15 protein-coding genes are annotated in these 20,612 nt (G+C 36.6%); 11 read left to right on the forward strand and 4 right to left on the reverse strand.

Annotated elements, in window-relative coordinates:
- The first annotated feature begins 127 nt into the window (after positions 1–127).
- The 8 genes from ACFX5D_RS08270 to ACFX5D_RS08305 all read left to right on the forward strand — a co-directional run bounded on the left by ACFX5D_RS08270 (position 128) and on the right by ACFX5D_RS08305 (position 13,327).
- Positions 128–5,845: a GEVED domain-containing protein gene (locus ACFX5D_RS08270; protein WP_379857761.1), complete on the forward strand. Its 5,718-nt coding sequence runs from the start codon at positions 128–130 to the stop codon at positions 5,843–5,845.
- Between the two features lie 243 nt (positions 5,846–6,088).
- Positions 6,089–6,265 carry a DUF5522 domain-containing protein gene (locus ACFX5D_RS08275; RefSeq protein ID WP_379857762.1) on the forward strand — a complete coding sequence of 59 codons (177 nt, stop codon included), beginning with the start codon at positions 6,089–6,091 and terminating at the stop codon, positions 6,263–6,265.
- Positions 6,266–6,448: 183 nt separating this feature from the next.
- Positions 6,449–8,431, forward strand: coding sequence for a urocanate hydratase (locus tag ACFX5D_RS08280; RefSeq protein ID WP_379857763.1), 1,983 nt, complete (start codon positions 6,449–6,451; stop codon positions 8,429–8,431).
- 51 nt (positions 8,432–8,482) lie between these two features.
- The gene (locus ACFX5D_RS08285; RefSeq protein WP_379857764.1) at positions 8,483–9,016 is read left to right on the forward strand and encodes a DUF4136 domain-containing protein; all 534 of its coding nucleotides are present in this window, start codon (positions 8,483–8,485) and stop codon (positions 9,014–9,016) included.
- A 63-nt stretch (positions 9,017–9,079) separates the two neighbouring features.
- Complete coding sequence (locus ACFX5D_RS08290) at positions 9,080–9,475, forward strand: group III truncated hemoglobin (RefSeq protein ID WP_379857765.1); 396 nt, start codon at positions 9,080–9,082, stop codon at positions 9,473–9,475.
- Positions 9,476–9,534: 59 nt separating this feature from the next.
- Positions 9,535–10,668 (forward strand): esterase-like activity of phytase family protein, encoded by a 1,134-nt coding sequence (locus ACFX5D_RS08295; protein WP_379857766.1) that lies wholly within the window; start codon positions 9,535–9,537, stop codon positions 10,666–10,668.
- Between the two features lie 58 nt (positions 10,669–10,726).
- Entirely contained in the window at positions 10,727–11,215 is a 489-nt protein-coding gene (locus ACFX5D_RS08300) for a hypothetical protein (RefSeq protein ID WP_379857767.1), read from the forward strand.
- 354 nt (positions 11,216–11,569) lie between these two features.
- On the forward strand, positions 11,570–13,327 hold the full coding sequence (locus ACFX5D_RS08305; RefSeq protein WP_379857768.1) for an aromatic amino acid hydroxylase: 1,758 nt from the start codon (positions 11,570–11,572) through the stop codon (positions 13,325–13,327).
- Positions 13,328–13,431: 104 nt separating this feature from the next.
- Here ACFX5D_RS08305 and ACFX5D_RS08310 read toward each other — a convergent pair whose 3' ends face one another.
- The 4 genes from ACFX5D_RS08310 to alaS form a co-directional block, all read right to left on the reverse strand.
- Positions 13,432–14,052, reverse strand: a complete 621-nt coding sequence (locus ACFX5D_RS08310; RefSeq protein ID WP_379857769.1) for a DUF4230 domain-containing protein — start codon at positions 14,050–14,052, stop codon at positions 13,432–13,434.
- A 2-nt stretch (positions 14,053–14,054) separates the two neighbouring features.
- The gene (locus ACFX5D_RS08315; protein WP_379857770.1) at positions 14,055–15,011 is read right to left on the reverse strand and encodes a GSCFA domain-containing protein; all 957 of its coding nucleotides are present in this window, start codon (positions 15,009–15,011) and stop codon (positions 14,055–14,057) included.
- A gap of 34 nt (positions 15,012–15,045) precedes the next feature.
- Positions 15,046–15,426 (reverse strand): GxxExxY protein, encoded by a 381-nt coding sequence (locus ACFX5D_RS08320; protein ID WP_379857771.1) that lies wholly within the window; start codon positions 15,424–15,426, stop codon positions 15,046–15,048.
- A 143-nt stretch (positions 15,427–15,569) separates the two neighbouring features.
- A complete protein-coding gene (gene alaS, locus ACFX5D_RS08325; RefSeq protein ID WP_379857772.1) occupies positions 15,570–18,206 on the reverse strand; it encodes an alanine--tRNA ligase in 2,637 nt (878 codons plus the stop codon).
- A gap of 316 nt (positions 18,207–18,522) precedes the next feature.
- On the opposite strand from alaS, the gene ACFX5D_RS08330 reads away from it, so the two are divergent.
- The 3 genes from ACFX5D_RS08330 (at position 18,523) to ACFX5D_RS08340 (ending at position 20,603) form a co-directional block, all read left to right on the forward strand.
- Positions 18,523–19,500: a M23 family metallopeptidase gene (locus ACFX5D_RS08330; protein WP_379857773.1), complete on the forward strand. Its 978-nt coding sequence runs from the start codon at positions 18,523–18,525 to the stop codon at positions 19,498–19,500.
- A gap of 100 nt (positions 19,501–19,600) precedes the next feature.
- Positions 19,601–19,933: a MerR family transcriptional regulator gene (locus ACFX5D_RS08335; RefSeq protein WP_379857774.1), complete on the forward strand. Its 333-nt coding sequence runs from the start codon at positions 19,601–19,603 to the stop codon at positions 19,931–19,933.
- Between the two features lie 76 nt (positions 19,934–20,009).
- Entirely contained in the window at positions 20,010–20,603 is a 594-nt protein-coding gene (locus tag ACFX5D_RS08340; protein WP_379857775.1) for a LemA family protein, read from the forward strand.
- Positions 20,604–20,612: the final 9 nt, after the last annotated feature.

Genomic DNA, 20,612 nt, shown 5'->3' on the forward strand with positions numbered 1-20,612 from the left:
TCCATTTATCGATTAAAAATGCTGTACAACGACTATTTATGCAGTTCATCGGTTTTATTTGTCACATTATCGATAATGTAATATTTTGTTTGCGATTTCACCAAACCCCTGTAAATATACCCGCATTTTGAAGCAAAAATACTTATTCGAAAATACTGATAATAATAAAATTACATTGAATCTTGATACTAATTCTTACTCAAGTGTTGCAAAAAAGAAACAATCTAAAATCTTGTCTGTAATTACTTTTTTGAGTTTGTTGATGATGTTTTTCTTCGGGAATACCATGAATGGACAGACAACAGTAACCACCACTGGAACTGGAAGCGGAACATGGACTGTACCCTGCGACGTAAGCTCAATTTCAGTACAAGTTTGGGGACCTGGGGGAAAAGGAGGTAATGTTTCAGGAAAAAGCACATATGGTGGAGGTGGAGGAAGTGGTGCGTACTCAACAAGCACATTATCAGTTACTCCTGGGCAAGTTATCAGCTTCGTTGTTGGTGCTGGAAACTCCACTTCTAATACAACATTTCTCACACTAACAGCTGGCTACGGCACATCTGGAGGATCCAATACTGGAGGAGCGGGAACTGGAGGATCGGCAAGCGGTGGCACGACAAATTCGTCAGGTGGATCTGGGACGGCTGGAATTATGACATTAAGCGGAGCTGGTGGTAATAGTCCTTCTGGAGGAACTGGTGGGGCAGGAAGGAGTACTGATAATGATGGAAATAACGGAAATTCCCCTGGTGGTGGTGGTGGTGGTGCGATCAACGGAAATGGAAGTAATTCATATAATGGAGGAAATGGGGGTAACGGTCAAATTAAAATTTCATATACCTCTCTATTATCTTATTGCACGCCTAGTTTTACAAACGCTACTCTGCCTATAACTAATGTAACCTTTGCTGGAATTAACAACAGTTCCGCTAGTTCTATTGGAGGTTTAGATTATGAAAGCTTTTGTTTAACAGGATCAGTAATACAAGGATCCGCAACAAATGCAATTTCTGTAAAAGGGAATACTAATGGTAACTACACAAATTACATTCGAGTTTATATTGACTGGGATCATAACGGAGTTTTTGGAAACACTGCAAACGAAATTTACGACTTAGGAACTATTATTAACTCAACTGGAATCGATGCGGCTGCATTAACAGGTAATATAGTAGTCCCTGCAACAGCAATAATAGGTGTTACCCGTATGCGTACCATGAAAAATTTAAATACCTACCCTACAGGACCTTGTCAAACAGGAACAGGTTATGGTCAAGCAGAAGATTATTCTGTCAATGTGGTTGCTCCTGCATCATGCATAACTCCCCTGTTCCAACCAACAGCATTGTCTTTGACCGCAAACGGAAATACCATAACAGGTTCGTTCACCCGAGCGAGTCCTGCGGTGGATAACTACCTAATTTTGATTAATACCACAGGTGTTGCTCCAACTCCCGCAAATGGAACAACATACGCCATTGGCGATACTGTTGGTTCCGGCAATATAGTAGCAGATATTGACAACAACAATTCATTTTCAGCTACTGGACTTAGTCAATTACAGAAATATTACATTTTTGTCTTTTCATATAATTCTCTCTGTTCAGGAGGTCCAATGTACAATATTTCAGCACCTTTAACTGGAAATACCACAACTCTAACAGCGACTTATTGTACTCCAACAGGAAACTTAAACTGCACCGCAAATGATTTAATCAGTAATGTAACCATCAATACATTAAACAACACTTCAACTTGTGGGACTGGCGGATATACTAATTATGCTGCCACAGGAACACAGACTACATCTTTAACTAAAGGTACAAGTTATAATTTTAGTTTGAAAGTTGGAACAGGTTCAGGGACTCATGGAGCAGGTGTATGGATTGATTTTAATCAAAATGGTATTTTTACAGATGCCGGGGAGTATTTTTTAATCAGTAATACAATCGCTGCTAGTTCAACCACTACAATTTCAATTCCTATACCACTAGGAGCCGCAGCAGGTACAACTAGAATGCGCGTCCGTTATGCGTATGCTACAGCAATTACGTCCGCATCAGGATTGAGTTGTACTATGCTTGGTACATATGGTGAAACTGAAGATTACACTATCAGTATTATAAACGCTTCAATTTGCGCAACGCCTTCAGCACAACCAACTGTCTTAATTTTAACCCCAACTGGAAATTCAATAGGAGGTTCATTCACTTATGCTAATCCAATTGCAAATAATTATTTAGTAACAATAAGTACAGTTAATACTGCACCAACGCCGGTAAACGGAACAACATATAACATAGGTGATGTAATTGGCAGTAGTAAAGTGGTTGATATAGACAATAATAATACGTTCCTTGCTATTGGGCTAACACCATCGACTACTTATTACATACATGTGTTTTCCTATAATTCTTTGTGTACAGGCGGACCTTTATACTATACCACAACACCATTGAACGGAACATCGGCCACGCTAGTAGCAAGTTCGTATTGTGTTCCATCAGTTTCAACGTCCACATGGGCAAATTATGATTATATTAGTAATGTAAGCTTTGTTGGTACGCTAAACGACACATCAAATAATTCTACTTATTCTACTTCTCCGTTAGGCTTTCAGGATTATACCGGACTAGCGTCTAAACCAATTCAAGCACAAGGTGAGGGAGTTAATATCTTTGTTCAAGCGAAAAACACTTCCTACATGAAGGCGTGGGTAGATTGGAACAGAGACGGTACCTATGCGGATCCAGGAGAAATCGTTTATAATACGGGAGGAATAGCAACCTATTCGACAACTTTTGGCTTTGCAATTCCTAATAGCGCAGTACTTGGGGACTATAGAGTACGCATCCGAATTAATAGTAGAGACACAAAAAATCCTGTAGATTCAAATTCCACACCTACATTTGGTCCATGTGCAAACATAAATTATGGTGGTGAAACCGAAGATTACTTATTCACCGTAGTGGCAAGTTGTTCGGCTCTCGTTACCAGTGTAACTGATGGAATAAATTGTGGTCCCGGAAAAGTAAACTTATCAGTAACTGGCTCCGCAGGTACAACCAGCTATCGTTGGTACACTTCCGAAACTGGAGGAACACCCGTAAACACAGCTACTAACAGCTGGACGACTCCTTTGCTAACTGCTACTACAACCTATTATGTAACCGCTAATAACGGAACCTGTGAATCGCTGGTCAGAACTCCTATTGTTGCAAATATAAATCCAATACCCACTTTAACCTTTACGCCATCAAATCCAATCGTTTGTGGAGAAAATGGAGTTATAGCATTGACAGCCTCGGGCGATAAGCAACAAACCTATCTTATTAATGAAAGCTTTGAAAACGGAACTCTTGGTGATTTCATAAACTTGAATTATGTTACCAATGGCGTAGCTACTGATCCTTTAACCTCTTGGCAAATAAGAACAAGTACCTTTATTCCCGCACAACAAGTCTGGTTCCCTGCAATTTCCTCTGGTTTTGGCTCTAATAGATTTGTTATGGCAACTTCAGACGTGGGCCCTTATGTTACTCATAATGGTCTAGTCTCGAAATCAGTGAATTCAACTGGGTACTTAGATTTAACATTAACATTTAAAGCATTTTATTCAAGATATTACATAGACGACACTGCAACAACTTTAGATTATGTAACTGTAGATGTTTCAACTGATGCCGGAACATCATGGACAGAGATAAGTCGCTGGACTTCTGACCTTGGAATTGGAACTCGTTTTGGAAATTTATCTTTCAATTTGAATGCTTATATTAATCAGCCTAGTTTGAAAATACGCATCCGTTATTATGGAGAATGGGTAGACGGAATCGCCATAGATGACGTAAAATTATTTGGATTTATTCCTTTGAGTACTGCTTTTTCCTGGTCGAGCACTACACCTGTAGATGCATACTCAGATGCAGCATGTACGGTACCATACTCAACTGCCGTTCCAACTGTATACATAAAACCTACAACAACTCAGCTGGAATCCAGTAGTTATAGTTTTACTGCCACGGCGACACTTTCAAACGGCTGTGCGGCATCGCAGCCAATTACAGTACAAAACACTACTAAATTCTGGAAAGGAACAACAGATAACGACTGGAACAAAGCAAGTAATTGGCTGCCCGCAGCTGTGCCTACATCTAGTACTTGTGTAATTGTTCCTGCAGGGACTGCTTCAAAAATTATGAATACTCCTGATGCTTTTGCTAAAACAGTGACAGTAAAAGCTCCAGCAGGAAATTTAGAATTACAATCTGGCAAAAACCTCACAGTTACGGATAATATTATTGTTGAACCTGGAGCAACTTTTAACATAAGAGACAAAGCAAGCTTAATTCAAACAAATAATATTGCAAATACTGGGATTGTAAATATTGAAAGAATTACGCCACCGATATCTAAACTTGATTTTACGTATTGGGGTTCACCAGTAACATTAGCTTCTAATTTTACTTTAGGATCATTATCCTCTAGTAGTCCTTTGATGTTTTCTTGGGTCCCAACAATTGCTAATGGGGCAGGTAATTGGCAAAACGAAACGACAGCTACCATTATGGATCCAAGAAAAGGGTATATTGTACGTGCTCCTAATACTTTTAGCAGCTCAACTAAAACATCCTATACCGCGACCTTCACAGGAACTCCTAACAATGGAAATATAGCAGCTTCAATAAGCAAGGGAAGTTTGATTGGAACGGTAGATGTTGATGCTGAGAATGACGAATGGAACCTTATAGCAAACCCTTATCCATCGGCACTTGACGCTGCAGCGTTTTTAAATTTAGCAGGCAATGTTCCGGTTATTGAAGGAACGCTCTATCTTTGGACGCATAATTCACAACCAAGCACTATACCTCCTGATCCTTTCTACGGTGATTTTGTCTTGAATTACACAGACGCTGATTATGCCGTTTTTAATACAACAGGAGGCACTGCTACAGCACCTGCTTTTATAGGAGGGTCTACACCCACTGGCTATATAGCCTCTGGTCAATCCTTCTTTGTAAAAGCAGCAAATAGCATGGCAAATGGCACAACTGCAAACGCAACTTTCAACAATAGCATGCGTGTGGGTGTAGCGGGGAAAAATGGCGATTTCTTTAAGTTGACTAAAAACAATAAAGATGAAGCCATTCCGAAGAGTGTTACTGATATAGAGAGACACCGTATTTGGATAAATTTAACCAACAACTCAGGAGCCTTCAGCCAAACATTGGTGGGATATGTTGCGGGTGCTACACAAGAATTAGACCGGAGTTTTGACGGAGAATCTTTAGGAGGCAATGATGTTACTTTCTACTCCATAATACCTGAAGCTCAATTAACGATTCAAGGACGTGCGTTACCATTTGATGAAAATGATCAGGTTACTCTAGGATATAATTCGGAAATTACTGGGGAATTATCAATTAGAATTGATCATATTGATGGACTTTTCGATACTCAAAACATTTATTTAGAAGATAAAGACTTGAGTGTAATTCATAATTTAAAAGAAAAACCGTACGTTTTCAACACAGAAAAAGGTGACTTTAACGATCGTTTCGTACTCCGATACATCGACAAAACATTAAGCACCGATACCTTTAGTTTATCTAAGTCTGATGCCGTAAATGTGATTGTCAATCAAAATGTCACGGTACAATCTTTTAACCAATTGATAAAAAGCGTTGCCGTATATGATTTATTAGGACGAAAAATTGATAGTTATAAAAAGGTAAATACTTTGAAATACACCTTGAGTCATTTAAATAAAACAACGGCAGGTTTAATTGTAAAAGTCACTTTAGACGATGATACCTTAGTTTCCAAAAAAATAATATACTAATTAAAAGCTTAACTGTGAAAGCCACTCCTGACCGAGTGGCTTTTTTTTGAAAAATTAAAATATTTATGACAATCAAATGATTTAATTTGTTTGAGAAAATAGTAAGGAATTCATTCTAACTTAGATTATAAAATTTATAAATTTGCTGCTAAAATAATTATTTTAACGAATAACGCAATCGTTTGAGTAAATCGTATAAATTGAAATATTCTAAATAATTTTTCACAATAGAATACCCCAAACATGATTGACGAGAATAATAAAAATAAATTAATTGAAGGCGAAGACTTTTATTACACGCCTGAAGGTTATAAATGCTTTACCGAAAAACACCATTTAAAAAGAGGGTATTGTTGCAAAAGTGGCTGTCGTCATTGTCCGTACGGTTACGATAAAAAAACAGGAATTAATAAGAAGTAAGCAATGTTCAGTCACAAAATTAACTAACCATAAAACATGGATAATCAATCATTAAAATATAGCGTTAAAATATACAAATCTTACCACAGGTCGGATATTCGTTATCCATAGTGGTTTCGTTACTTTAAATAACCCGAAGAATAAAGTATTCCTATGGACATATTCTAACGAATCAATATTAAAATGACTTTCCAAGAAGAAATCAAACAGGGAATTCCCACTATATTACCTCAGCCTAAACCGTATGAGGCAGACATTAATCATGCGCCAAAACGAAAAGAAATCTTATCTGCAGAGGAAAAAAAACTAGCACTTCGCAATGCTTTGCGTTATTTTGAACCCAAACATCATGCTGAATTAATCAAAGAATTTTCAGAAGAATTAGAAACATACGGTCGCATCTATATGTATCGCTTTCGTCCGGAATATGAAATGTGTGCGCGTCCAATTAATGAATATCCCGGAAAATGCGAACAAGCCAAAGCAATAATGCTGATGATTCAAAACAATTTAGATTATGCCGTTGCACAACATCCCCATGAATTGATTACCTACGGAGGCAATGGAGCCGTTTTCCAAAACTGGGCGCAGTATCTATTGACAATACAATACTTATCGGAAATGACAGATGAGCAAACATTGACCATGTATTCCGGTCACCCAATGGGATTGTTTCCCTCACACAAAGAAGCACCCAGAGTCGTAGTGACTAATGGCATGGTAATCCCTAACTATTCTAAACCGGACGATTGGGAAAAGATGAATGCGCTGGGCGTTTCGCAATACGGACAAATGACTGCCGGAAGTTATATGTACATAGGTCCGCAAGGAATTGTACACGGAACAACCATTACGGTTTTGAATGGTTTCCGTAAAATAAAACGCAGTCCAAAAGGAGGTCTATTTGTGACTTCTGGCCTAGGTGGTATGAGCGGCGCACAACCAAAAGCAGGAAATATTGCCGGTTGCATAACCGTATGCGCGGAAGTAAATCCAAAAATCACGCACATCCGTCACAGTCAAGGCTGGATCAATGAAGTAATTGAAAATATTGATGAATTAGTACAAAGAGTCACATTAGCGAAAGCCAATAAAGAAATTGTTTCCATCGGATATCTAGGAAATGTAGTAGATGTTTGGGAAAAATTTGATGACAAAAATATCCATGTCGATTTAGGATCCGATCAGACTTCCTTACATAATCCTTGGGCAGGCGGTTATTATCCAGCGGATATTTCCTTTGAAGAAGCCAATGAAATGATGGCTGATAATCCCGATTTATTCAAAATAAAAGTACAAGAAACATTGCGCCGTCATTCCACGGCAATTAATAAACACACGGCAAAGGGAACCTATTTCTTTGATTATGGAAATGCTTTCCTGCTGGAGGCTTCCCGCGCCGGTGCTGATGTTATGGCGGAAAATCATATTGACTTCAAGTATCCGAGTTACGTTCAGGATATAATGGGACCTATGTGTTTTGATTATGGTTTTGGTCCGTTCCGTTGGGTTTGTGCCTCGGGAAATCCAGAAGATTTAGCCAAAACAGATTTAATTGCTTGTCAGGTTCTAGAAGAAATGGCAAAAACAGCTCCTGAGGAAATTCAGCAACAAATGCAAGATAATATTCACTGGATAAAAGGTGCGCAGGAAAATAAATTAGTTGTAGGCTCACAAGCCCGAATTCTTTATGCGGATGCAGAAGGGCGCGTAAAAATTGCCGAAGCATTTAATCAGGCTATTGCCAAAGGTGAAATAGGAATTATAATTTTAGGCAGGGATCATCATGATGTTTCCGGTACCGATTCTCCATACAGAGAAACTTCTAATATCTATGACGGCTCCCGTTTTACTGCTGATATGGCGATACAGAACGTCATTGGGGACAGCTTTCGCGGTGCCACTTGGGTCTCGATACACAATGGCGGAGGAGTTGGTTGGGGCGAGGTAATTAACGGTGGATTTGGAATGGTTCTTGATGGTACAAAAGAAGCTTCCAGACGATTAGAAGCCATGCTTTTTTGGGATGTCAATAACGGAATTTCCAGAAGAAGCTGGGCGCGTAATGATGGTGCTATTTTTGCCATAAAAAGAGCCATGGAAGCGCAGCCTCTACTGAAGGTAACCCTTCCTAATAGAGTTGCCGATAATTTATTGGATTTTTAAAAATTTGGACGTATCTTTATAATAAAGAATTAACAATCAAATACTTATACCATGAACGCGATTAAACTTATTCCAATAGCCTTGCTCTATATTTTGGCCTCCTGCAGCTCGATTAGAGTAAATTCTGATTACGATAAAAGTGTAGATTTTAACCAATACAAAACCTATGCCTTTCATAAACAAGGGATTGACAAAGCGCAAATCTCAGAATTTGATAAGAAAAGAATTCTTCATGCCATTGATAATGAACTTTCTAAAAAAGGAATGTCCAAAAGTGAAAATCCTGATTTATTGATAAACATTCTCACAAAAGAAAGAGAACGAATAGATGTCGACCAGTACAACGCCGGTTGGGGTTATGGTTGGGGCTACGGATGGAACCCATATCTTTGGGGAGGACGTACCTATGTATCATCATCAACAGAAGGAACACTTTATATTGATTTAATTGATGCCAAGAAAAAAGAACTCGTTTGGGAAGGTGAAGGTGTGGGATACTTAACGGAAAATCATGATCAAAAAGAAAGTCAAATCAATGAATATGTTTCTAAAATTTTGGCTCAATTTCCTCCAAAATCTAAATAGTCAAAAATTCATTTTTCTATATAAATGGCCTACCTTTGTGTAGGCCTTTTTTATACCTAAATTATGACAATCCTTACAGATATTACTACCCTAAAAGACATAAAGTTACTCGTTGACACTTTCTATGCTAAAGTTCAAAAAGACGAATTTATTGGTCCCATATTCAATGAAAAAATAGGTAACCGCTGGCCCGAACATTTGGAAAAAATGTATCGCTTTTGGCAAACTATTTTACTCGAAGTTCACTCTTATTCCGGCAGTCCTTTCCCTCCGCACAAACAATTACCGGTTGCCAAAGAACATTTTGACCGCTGGATGGAAATTTTCACAGCAACTACTGATAGTTTATTTGTAGGTCCATTAGCCGAAGAAGCTAAACTACGCGCTACAAACATGGCTGAAATGTTCAATTATAAAATTGAATATTTCAGGAATGCAGCAGAAAATCTAAAGCTTTAGTTCAAAGATTTTAAATGATTGTTAAATCTATATTTCTTTTAAATCATCACAATAACACTATGCGTAAAATACTTTTCTTTGTCTTTATTCAAACTGTTTTTCTTTCCTGTTCCAATTTAAAACAGACTACTGGAAATATCGAAACTCCTAAATTAAAACTAGTCAGTACCATTGAAATTCCTTTTGACAAAACTTTTGAAGACACCACGGTTGGTGGATTATCCGGAATCGACTACGATGCAAAGCAACATTTGTATTACCTAATCTGTGATGACAGATCCGTTTTTAACGATTCAAGATTTTATACCGCAAAAATTAATTTGCCCCAAGACAAGATAAAAAGCATTGATTTTCAAAACGTCACTTATTTGAAAGATGAAGCCGGAAAAAATTATGGCAACTGGAATACTACCCCAACAACAGCTTGTGATCCGGAAGATATGCGATACAATCCAAAAACAAATTCCTTAGTATGGAGTAGCGAAGGAGCACGAGTGATTAACGCAGACAAGGAAATTTTACAGAATCCTTCCCTAAATTTTATAGATTTGAAAGGTAATTTTCTTGGCAAAGCTAAATTACCAAAGAATTTAGAAATACAAAAAGAAGAAAAAGGACCAAGAAATAACGGAATTTTAGAAGGAATCTCTTTCGATTTTAAATACAAAAATATTTACACCAATATTGAAGAACCGCTTTTTGAAGATGGCGACCAAGCCAATACCAGAAAAGGAGGATTGATCAGATTGTATCAATTTAATGCCAAAACAAAGAAGAATACAGCTCAATACGGCTATCAACTGGAACCTATTGCACTTGAACCCAATCCGAAAGGTGCTTTTGCCGTCAATGGTGTTTCGGCAATTCAGTATTATGGTAAAAACCAGTTATTAGTTGTAGAACGCTCCTACTCTACCGGTACGCAAGCCTGCACGGTAAAAGTATTTTTATGTGATTTGAAAAAAGCGACCAATGTAAAAAACTACAGCTCTTTGCAAAATCAAAAAATTGAATTGGCTTCTAAAAAGTTAGTTCTAAACATGGATGATTTGGGGATTTTTATAGATAATATCGAAGGACTTACTTTTGGACCAAATTTGGCTAATGGCAATCCATCTATCATTTTTGTTTCGGATAATAATTTTTCAGACAAACAAAAAACGCAGGTATTGGTATTTGAGTTAGTAAAGTAGTAGATTGCTCGAATATGCACAACCGTTCGCACAGGAATCCCATTCTGTGCCCACAACAATGAGAATACAAACGTTTAAAGTAAAAAATACAATGAAACATAGTTGGAGAATCTTTGAACTTATTCTAGCAGGAATTCAGGTTTGTTCTGGATTAGTCATATTATTTTTTGTTTATATAACATGTACTGAATATTATACTTTTTTATGGAAAAACCCATTAGTGGACCATCAGCGCATTGTTCTAATGGCAGTCAGAAAAAATATAACTTTAGTATTTGTATCACTTATTGCCATTTCATCAGCAATACTTTTAATCAAAAACCTATCGAAAGGCTGGGTTACGAGCGTTATAACTTGGTTTATGTTTGCAATTATATTGATAATTAATTCTTATCGATTAAACCAAAGCAATCCTGGTGAGTTAGATTTGATTTCTATATTTATTTTAGGAATAATTACAGTTGTTTTAATAACTATTATATTAGCATTATTTAATATAGAATTCAGACAGAAATACAACCCTACTTTAAAAAATGGATTGTTATAGCTATTTAAATCGTTGTATTGACAGCTTTAAAATTTTTATAAGCCTACAAACCGAACGGAGTTTCTTAGTGGAATGTATTAATGTGATTGCTTCGCTCCTCGCAATGACTGAATGCCGCTGAAATCATCTTAAATCAAACCAAATCTCAAATTACACACCAACTCCCCTAGCCCCGAGTGGAATGAAAAGCTTTATGCGAAAACCGTTTTAGTTTTTCTTGTTGCCGCAGAGCGACCAAAGGAAGCTCCTGCGGTAACATTAGAAAAGCAAACGGGTTTGCAAAAACTTGCAATGAAAAGCGGGAAATAGCTCCTGAAATTCGTACTTTTGCAGTAGAACTACAACGTTTTCGATATGAACTCAACTATAGAAAGCAATCCCTTATTAGACCGATTGCCAAAGCACTTAAAACAATTCATTAAACCTCAGGATTATAGCGATTATACACCAATAAACCAAGCGGTTTGGCGCTACGTGATGCGTAAAAATGTGGATTACTTATCAAAAGTAGCACATAGTTCCTACTTGGAAGGTTTGAAAAAAACAGGTATCGAAGTAGATAACATCCCAAGCATGTACGGCATGAACCGCATTCTGACTGAGATAGGTTGGGCTGCCGTTGCGGTGGACGGTTTTATTCCGCCCAATGCATTTATGGAATTTCAGGCGTATAATGTGCTTGTAATTGCTTCTGACATTCGTCAACTCGAACATATAGAATACACACCCGCACCGGATATTATCCACGAAGGTGCTGGTCATGCACCCATTATTGCCAATCCAGAATATGCGGAATACCTCCGCCGTTTTGGAGAAATAGGCTGCAAAGCCATTTCGTCGTACAAAGACTACCAAACGTATGAAGCCATCCGACTGCTTTCTATCCTGAAAGAAGCTGAAGACACCCCGCAAGCCGATATTGATGCTGCCGAAAAAGCGGTGGAAGATTTGCAGAACAACATGGGTGAATTATCTGAAATGGCGCAAATCAGAAACCTGCATTGGTGGACCGTGGAATATGGTTTAATAGGCACTATCGACAATCCAAAAATTTATGGTGCTGGACTTCTTTCGTCTATAGGAGAAAGTGCCTGGTGCATGACGGATAATGTGAAGAAAATCCCTTACGACCTGTCTGCAGCGAACCAGAGTTTTGACATTACAAAGCTGCAACCGCAACTTTATGTCACTCCAGATTTTGCTTATTTAAGCTTGGTTTTGGAAGAGTTTGCCAATAAAATGGCATTGCGTACCGGAGGATTATCAGGAATTAATAAACTGATTCATTCGAATGCTTTAGGAACGATTGAATTGAGTACCGGAATTCAAATTTCGGGAGTTTTTACCAATGTTATTGAAGAAGAAGGAAAACCCGTTTACATCCAAACAACTGGAAAAACAGCATTGTCATACCGTGAAAAAGAATTAGTAGGTCATGGAACAATTAAACATGTCGAAGGTTTTGGAAGTCCAATTGGGAAACTCAAAGGCATAAATCTCGCAATTGAAGACATGAGTCCAAGAGATTTAAGCGCTTATTCTATCACGGAAAATAAAACTGTAACTTTAGAATTTGAAGGTGATATCACCGTAAAAGGGGAAATTATTACCGGATCTAGAAACCTGCACGGAGAGATTATTTTAATCAGTTTAAAGAATTGTACCGTGACTCATGAAGAAACTATTTTGTTTCAACCGGAATGGGGAATTTACGACATGGCTGTTGGTAAAAAAGTGATTTCGGCTTTTTCAGGCCCTGCTGATGTAAACAGTTTTGATTTAATTTCGCATGTACCAACAAGCAAAACCATCAAGGCGAAACATACCGCTGAACGTGATGATTTAGAGGTTTTATACCAAACGATTCGAAATAGTAGAGAAACTAAGGATATAGAAACTTCTTTGGTACCAATTTTTAAAAAATTACGCACTAATCATCCAAACGATTGGTTATTAGCTGTTGAAATTACAGAACTTTTGAAAGACAGAAATGAACCGCAATTATTGCAGGAAATAATGGTTTATCTGGATCAATTGAAAGTAAAAAGACCCGAAGTAGCGCATTTGATTGCTGGTGGTTTGGATTTGATTTTCGACAAAGAGAAAACTTAGTTTTCCAATTTACGTTTGTCAAATCGAGCGCAGTCGAGATTTTTTAATAGGCTTAAACAGCTATAAAAATGGTTTCGACTGCGCTCAACCTGACAAAAAAACTATTACAATTTTATTTTTTGCCCAAAATCCTTTTCGCTTTCGATTACTTTTCCCTCATACTGCAATTTCCAACCCATGGTATTGGTCAGAATCAATATTTTTGACAATTCACTAATTAAGCGATTTTGAGCATTCGTTTTAAGCGTCGATTTTTCTATTTTCTTGGCTAAATTCGCTTTAACTGACTTATTGATTTTGTTGTAATCATCACCCGTAAAAGGATTTAATTTGCTTTGCTCCACATCATAAAACTGAATATCAGGACTTATTTTTATTTCTTCTTTTGGAATACTTACAATGGTGATGGTTTTATTCTTTTCATCGATTTCGTACTTCATTTTGTGCAGATCATACGATACAGTCACATCGGCATTGATAACAACCAACGCTTTTTTCTCGAAAGAAAGCATATCCAGCAAGTATTTTTGTTGGTTTTTATAAGTGATGACTTCAGAAAAATGACCTTCAGTAACGACTAATTTTCCGACGTTCAGAATTTGTTGCTGAATGAGATTCGTGTTGTAAGTGATATCTCCATCATCTTTTTTCTTAAAATCACAGTATTTGAACAATAAAAAGATTCCACCGATAATTGCTATTCCAATAAGTATTCTTCTAAGCATAATTAAAATTTCATGAATGAATATTGATTCTCCAATTTAGTGATTTTTTCTCTAAGTTTGGATTCAAACTTCAAATGACTATTTGAAGCAGGATTGAAAGGTTTGTGCGACAAACTCTTTTGAATACTTTCTACTTCTTCCATCGTAGAAAAAGCGGTTTCTGAAATCACTGTTTCCTTGAAGCGTTTCCAAATATAATCTATCGCCACTTGACTGGGATGCAACATATCTTCGACATAAAAACGATAATCGCGAAGTTCATCCATCATGATTTCGTAAGAAGGAAAGTATTCGGTGTTCAGCTTGCATTGTTCAGAATTCAGAATACTGTGAATAGCCGAAATCAAATGTGCTTTACTTAACTGATTTTCAACAAAACCGTCTTTGATGTGACGCACCGGCGAAACCGTGAAGATAATGTTGCAATCCGGATTTACCGAATGAATTAATTTGATTGTGTTTGTAATACTTTTTTTTATTTCTTCAACAGAAAGTAATTCTTTCTTGAACTGTTTTTGAGGTACTTTATGGCAATTCGCTACAATTGAATCGCTTTCTATATTTCGATAAACCCATGAGGTTCCATACGTGATGACAAAATGTGTTGATTCGGTTATTTGTTGATTTGTTGATTTGATTAATGCGTTTAATGATGCTAATAATTCCTCCTTACTTGAATTACTCAAATCCGAATGCACCTCAAAACAATGCCAACGTTCATTATGAAAAAAAATATCGTTTTCTGTAAATTGCTTTCCGGAAACAACAAGATCAATTAACTTTTCAATAGAAACCGGATTAAAAATTATCCCAAAAGGGTTTATGGTGTTTTGAAATTTAAAATACTGGAATTTATCTCCCATATTTTCAACAAAGCAAGAACCCAAAGACACAATCTTTGAATTGTAATCTATTGGATGATTACTTTTAGGAATGGGTATCTGGGTTCTGAAGTTCATATCTATTTCTCGCAAAGTCGCAGAGACGCAAAGGTTAGTAGAGATTATTTACAATTCTTGTAATTCCTGTTTTAATTAATGGCTCGTTAAAATTAATCAACAAGCCCAATTTCATTCCTGTTATTTTTAAATACGTTAAAAGTTGTTTTGGATGAACATTAGCAATTTGTTCAACTGATTTTATTTCTAAAATAACTATATTTTCTACAATTAAGTCAGTTCTAAATCCAATATCTAATTTTACTTCATCCCAGATAACCGGAAGTGGTTTTTGACTTTCAACTATTAATCCTCTTTTTGTTAATTCATAAAACAAAATAGCTTCATAAACTGATTCTAATAATCCTGGACCAAGTTTTGTGTGTATTTTATAACAAACATTAACAACAATTTTTGAAATTTCGTTTTCAGTCATTATTTTTTATTTCTCGCTAATATAATAAAAAATCTCGCAAAGTCGCAGAGACGCAAAGCTATAGTTAATGAATATTTTTTATTATTTATCCACAAACACTTTGCGTCTCTGCGCCTTTGCGAGACAAAAACTTTACGAGATTATTACTTCACAAACTCAACCGCTTTTTCTAATGCGTTTTGAATTCCAGCTACATTCTTTCCTCCTGCTGTAGCAAAAAACGGTTGTCCACCACCGCCACCTTGGATAAACTTACCCAATTCACGAACTACTTGTCCAGCGTTTAGGTTTTTATGCGCCACTAATTCTTTAGAAACATAACAGGTTAACATTGGTTTTTCTTCGTCGGCTGTAGCCAAAACAAGAAATAAATTTTTTCCTAAATTTCCTAATTCATAAGCCAAATCTTTGGCTCCTTCCGGATTTAAATCCACTTGTTTAGCTAAGAATTGTATGCCGTTTATTTCCTGTATTTCAGCAATTAAACTCGCTTTTAAATTTTTGACTTTATCTTTCATCAAAGCCTCAATTTGTTTGGCTAATTTGGTATTTTCTTCTTGCATCGAATGAACGGCTTTTAAAATATCCTGAGGATTTTTCAACGCTATTTTCACTTCATTCAATGTATTTTCATAGGAAGCAAAATGCGCTTTTACGGCATCACTTGTAATGGCTTCGATACGACGAATTCCTGCAGCAACCGCTCCCTCAGAAACGATTTTGAAATACCAGATTTCCGCAGTGTTTTTTACGTGAATTCCACCGCATAATTCCATGCTTTCGCCAAATTTGATTGCACGAACTTCATCCCCATATTTTTCTCCAAACAACGCCATCGCTCCTTCTTGAACTGCTTGTGCAAAAGGAATGTTTCGTCTTTCGATAAGTGGTAATTGCTCTTGGATTCTTGCATTTACAAAATCCTCCACTTGCTGCAATTCGGTTTCCGTCATTTTGGCAAAATGAGAGAAGTCAAAACGCAAATAAGTTGGATTTACCAAAGATCCTTTTTGCTCCACGTGTGTTCCAAGAATACTTCGCAACGCTTGGTGCATTAAGTGCGTAGCCGAGTGATTTCTAGAAGATAAATTTCTCAAATCCTGGTTTACTTTAGCTATAAAACTAGCGTTTACATTTTCCGGTAATTTTTTGGCAAAATGCAAAATCAGGTTATTTTCTTTTTTAGTATCGATGATTTCTATGGTTTCATTTGCAGAAACTAAAGTTCCCTTGTCCCCAACTTGCCCACCACCTTCTGGGTAGAAAGGTGTGTTATCTAAAACGATTTGGTATAAAATCCCATCTTTTTTACTGTCTACTTTACGGATACGAGTAATTTTCACATCACTTTCTTTTTGATCATAACCCACAAATGTTTCTACATTTCCAGGAATCAACACCGACCAATCTTCAGTCGAAACTTCAGATGCGGCGCGCGAACGCGCTTTTTGAGCTTGCATGGCTGTGTTAAAACCTGCTTCATCCAGTTCGAATCCTTTTTCTCTAAGAATCAATGCTGTTAAGTCAATTGGAAATCCGAAAGTATCGTATAATTCAAAAGCCTTAACTCCTGAAACTGTTGATCCTTTAGTTTCGGTAACTACATTTTCCAATAATTGTAATCCTTGGTCTAACGTTCTCAAGAAAGAAGCTTCTTCTTCACGAATCACATTAGTGACCAATTGTTGTTGCGATTTGATTTCCGGAAAAAATTCCCCCATCTGATTCGCTAAAACGGCTACCAATTGATTAATGAAAGGTTCTTTTGTATTCAAAAAGGTAAATCCGTAACGAATGGCACGACGTAAAATTCTGCGAATTACATAACCAGCACCTGTGTTTGACGGCAATTGTCCGTCAGCAATAGCAAAAGCTACCGCACGAACGTGATCAACCACTACACGAATAGCAATATTGGTTTTGTTTTGCTCTTCACTACTATTTAAAACTTCGTTTGAAGTATATTTCAATCCTGTAATTTGCTCTACTTTTTCAATGAGTGGCGTAAAAACATCAGTATCATAGTTAGAAGTTTTTCCTTGCAATGCCATACACAAACGCTCAAATCCCATTCCGGTATCAACGTGTTGAGCGGGAAGTTTCTCTAAAGAACCATCGGCTTTACGGTTGAATTCCATAAATACGTTGTTCCAGATTTCCACTACTTGCGGATGGTCATTATTCACTAAACTTTTTCCGGAAACTAGAGCTTTTTCTTCTTCTGAACGTAAATCAACATGAATTTCGGAACAAGGTCCACAAGGTCCTTGGTCGCCCATTTCCCAGAAATTGTCTTTCTTGTTTCCAAGAATGATTCGGTCTTCATCAATTAATCCCTTCCAAATATCCCAAGCTTCCTGATCGATTGGTACGTTTTCTTCTGGATTTCCTTCAAATACGGAAACGTATAAATTTTCTTTTGGGATTTTATAGACTTCTGTCAAAAGTTCCCAAGCCCAGTTAATCGCTTCTTTTTTGAAATAATCGCCAAAAGACCAGTTTCCCAGCATTTCAAACATGGTATGATGGTACGTATCAAAACCTACATCTTCTAAGTCATTATGTTTTCCTGAAACCCGAAGACATTTTTGTGTATCGGCAATTCTATTGCTTTTTGGCGTGGCATTTCCTAGGAAATATTCTTTGAACTGTGCCATTCCTGAGTTGTTGAACATCAGGGTTGGGTCATCTTTTAGAACTATGGGTGCCGATGGAACGATTAAGTGTCCTTTTGATGCGAAAAAATCTAGAAATTGTTTACGTACGTCTTGTGATGTCATTTTTTTAATTTAAATATTTAAAGATTCAAAAATTTAAAGATTATTTAGAATTGAATCTTTTAATTTGTTTTGCCCCAGATAACAGTGAAAAGCTTCGCGGTTTTGAAATTTATTTTTTCATGAGATGGCAGAGCGACCCGAGGAAGCTCCTGCTGGCTCATAAGAAAAAAAGATTTCAAGACGAGAACATGCAACGAATAGCTGGAATAGGCACATTATATTATTTATTCCTAAAAAAAGGGTTGAACAAATGAAACATTTATTAAATTTGTTCGACTAACCTTTTACGAGGTGCAAAAATAGGGTATTTTAAAATATGGCGAAAGTAAAATATTATTACGATTCCGAAAATCTAGCATACCGAAAAATAAAAATAAGAAAAAGAAAGAAATTTGGTGTTGCAGCCTTATTTTTAGTGGCATCGGCTTTGTTTGGATTTTTGTGTTTCATTGTATTATTGAACACCCCTTATTTTGAAACGCCAAAAGATCGTTTACAAGCGCGCGAAATTGACAATTTGAAGTTGAATTTTTCTATTTTAAATAAAAAAATGGATCAGGTTGATGATGTCGTTGAGGCAATTGAGGATAGGGATAATAATATATATAGGGTATATTTTAACACCTCCACAATTCCGGACTCGGTACGAAAAGCAGGTTTGCCGGGAATAAATCGATATAAGGCTCTACAGGGTTATGATAATTCACAATTGGTAATCAATACAACGAAAAGAGTTGAAATACTATCCAAAGAATTAGTGATTCAGTCGAAATCATTGGATGTTATTTTAAATTTAGCCAAAGCTAAAAATAAACTATTGGCTGCAATCCCTGCTATTCAACCTGTAAGGAACGAGAATTTAAAACGTTTGGCTTCCGGTTTTGGGTACCGTACAGATCCTTTTACAAAGGCAAGAAAAATGCATGAAGGAATGGATTTTTCAGCAAATATAGGAACTCCTATTTATGCAACTGGCGACGGAGTAGTCAAAAATGCAGATAACAATACGTCGGGATTTGGAAATCACGTTGTAATTAGACATGGATATGGTTACGAAACACTGTATGCCCATTTAAGTAAATATAATTGTAGAGCCGGACAAAGAGTGAAACGCGGTGACATTATAGGTTATGTAGGTAGCACCGGAAGATCTGAAGGGCCACATTTGCATTATGAAGTGCACAAAGACGGAAATGTCGTGAATCCGCTCAATTTTTACTACGGAAATATTTCTGCAATTGAGTATGTAGCCATTTCAAAATTAGCGAATCAGGAGAATCAATCATTAGACTAATATAAAAATAGTCTTCAGTGTTCGGTTCGTAGTGTTTAGATAAAAGATCATAAAATAGTGTTCAGTGACAATTCAACTGGACAAAAAATAAAAAACAGATATGCATATTGAATTATCTAAAGACAAAAGATATTACAGCATTGGCGAAGTAGCCAAAGCATTTGATGTCAATGCCTCGCTAATCCGCTTTTGGGACACTGAATTTGACATTCTGAAGCCTAAAAAGAACGCAAAAGGCAATCGTATGTTCACCCCTGAAGATATAACTAATTTACAGCTCATCTTCCATCTAGTAAAAGAAAGAGGTTTTACGCTGGAAGGCGCCAAAACGCATTTAAAAGAAGGTCAGAAGAAAACCTTAGATAAATTTGAAATTATTCGAAAACTGGAAACAATACGAACACATTTAACAAATATTAAAAATCAACTGTAGCATTCGGATTACAGAGAAACAATTTTCAAATTGCAGATTTTATAAAAATAAACACTAAACTTTAAATTAAAAAAAAATGGATTTTAAAAAATTTTTACCTTGGATTATCGCAATAGTTGTAATTATCGGAATTTATGGCTGGGTTAAAGGAATTAACAATACGGCAGTAACTTTAAACCAAAATGTTGAGCAATCTTGGGGAGATGTACAAACGGCCTACCAAAGAAGAAACGATTTAATTGGAAACTTGGTGAACACCGTAAAAGGAGCTGCTGATTTCGAAAAATCAACCTTGACGGCAGTAATTGAAGCACGTGCCAAAGCGACCTCAACTACAATTGACCCAACAAATATTACACCTGAAAAATTAGCAGAATTCAATAAAGCGCAAAGCGGTGTTAGCAGTTCATTATCTCGATTATTGGTTACGGTAGAACGATATCCTGATTTGAAAGCCAATCAAAATTTCTTAAAACTGCAAGATGAACTGGCTAGTACTGAAAATCAAATTCTAACGGCTAGAACTCGTTTTAACGAAGCGGTAAAACCATACAACTCACACATTAAAACGTTTCCAAATTCTTTATTTGCTGGTATGTTCGGTTTCAAAGAAAAAGCATATTTTAATTCTGTTGAAGGTGCAGACAAACCTGTTGAAGTAAAATTCTAAAGGTAACTT

This window comes from Flavobacterium fructosi (genome assembly GCF_042787335.1).
Classification (GTDB): domain Bacteria; phylum Bacteroidota; class Bacteroidia; order Flavobacteriales; family Flavobacteriaceae; genus Flavobacterium; species Flavobacterium fructosi.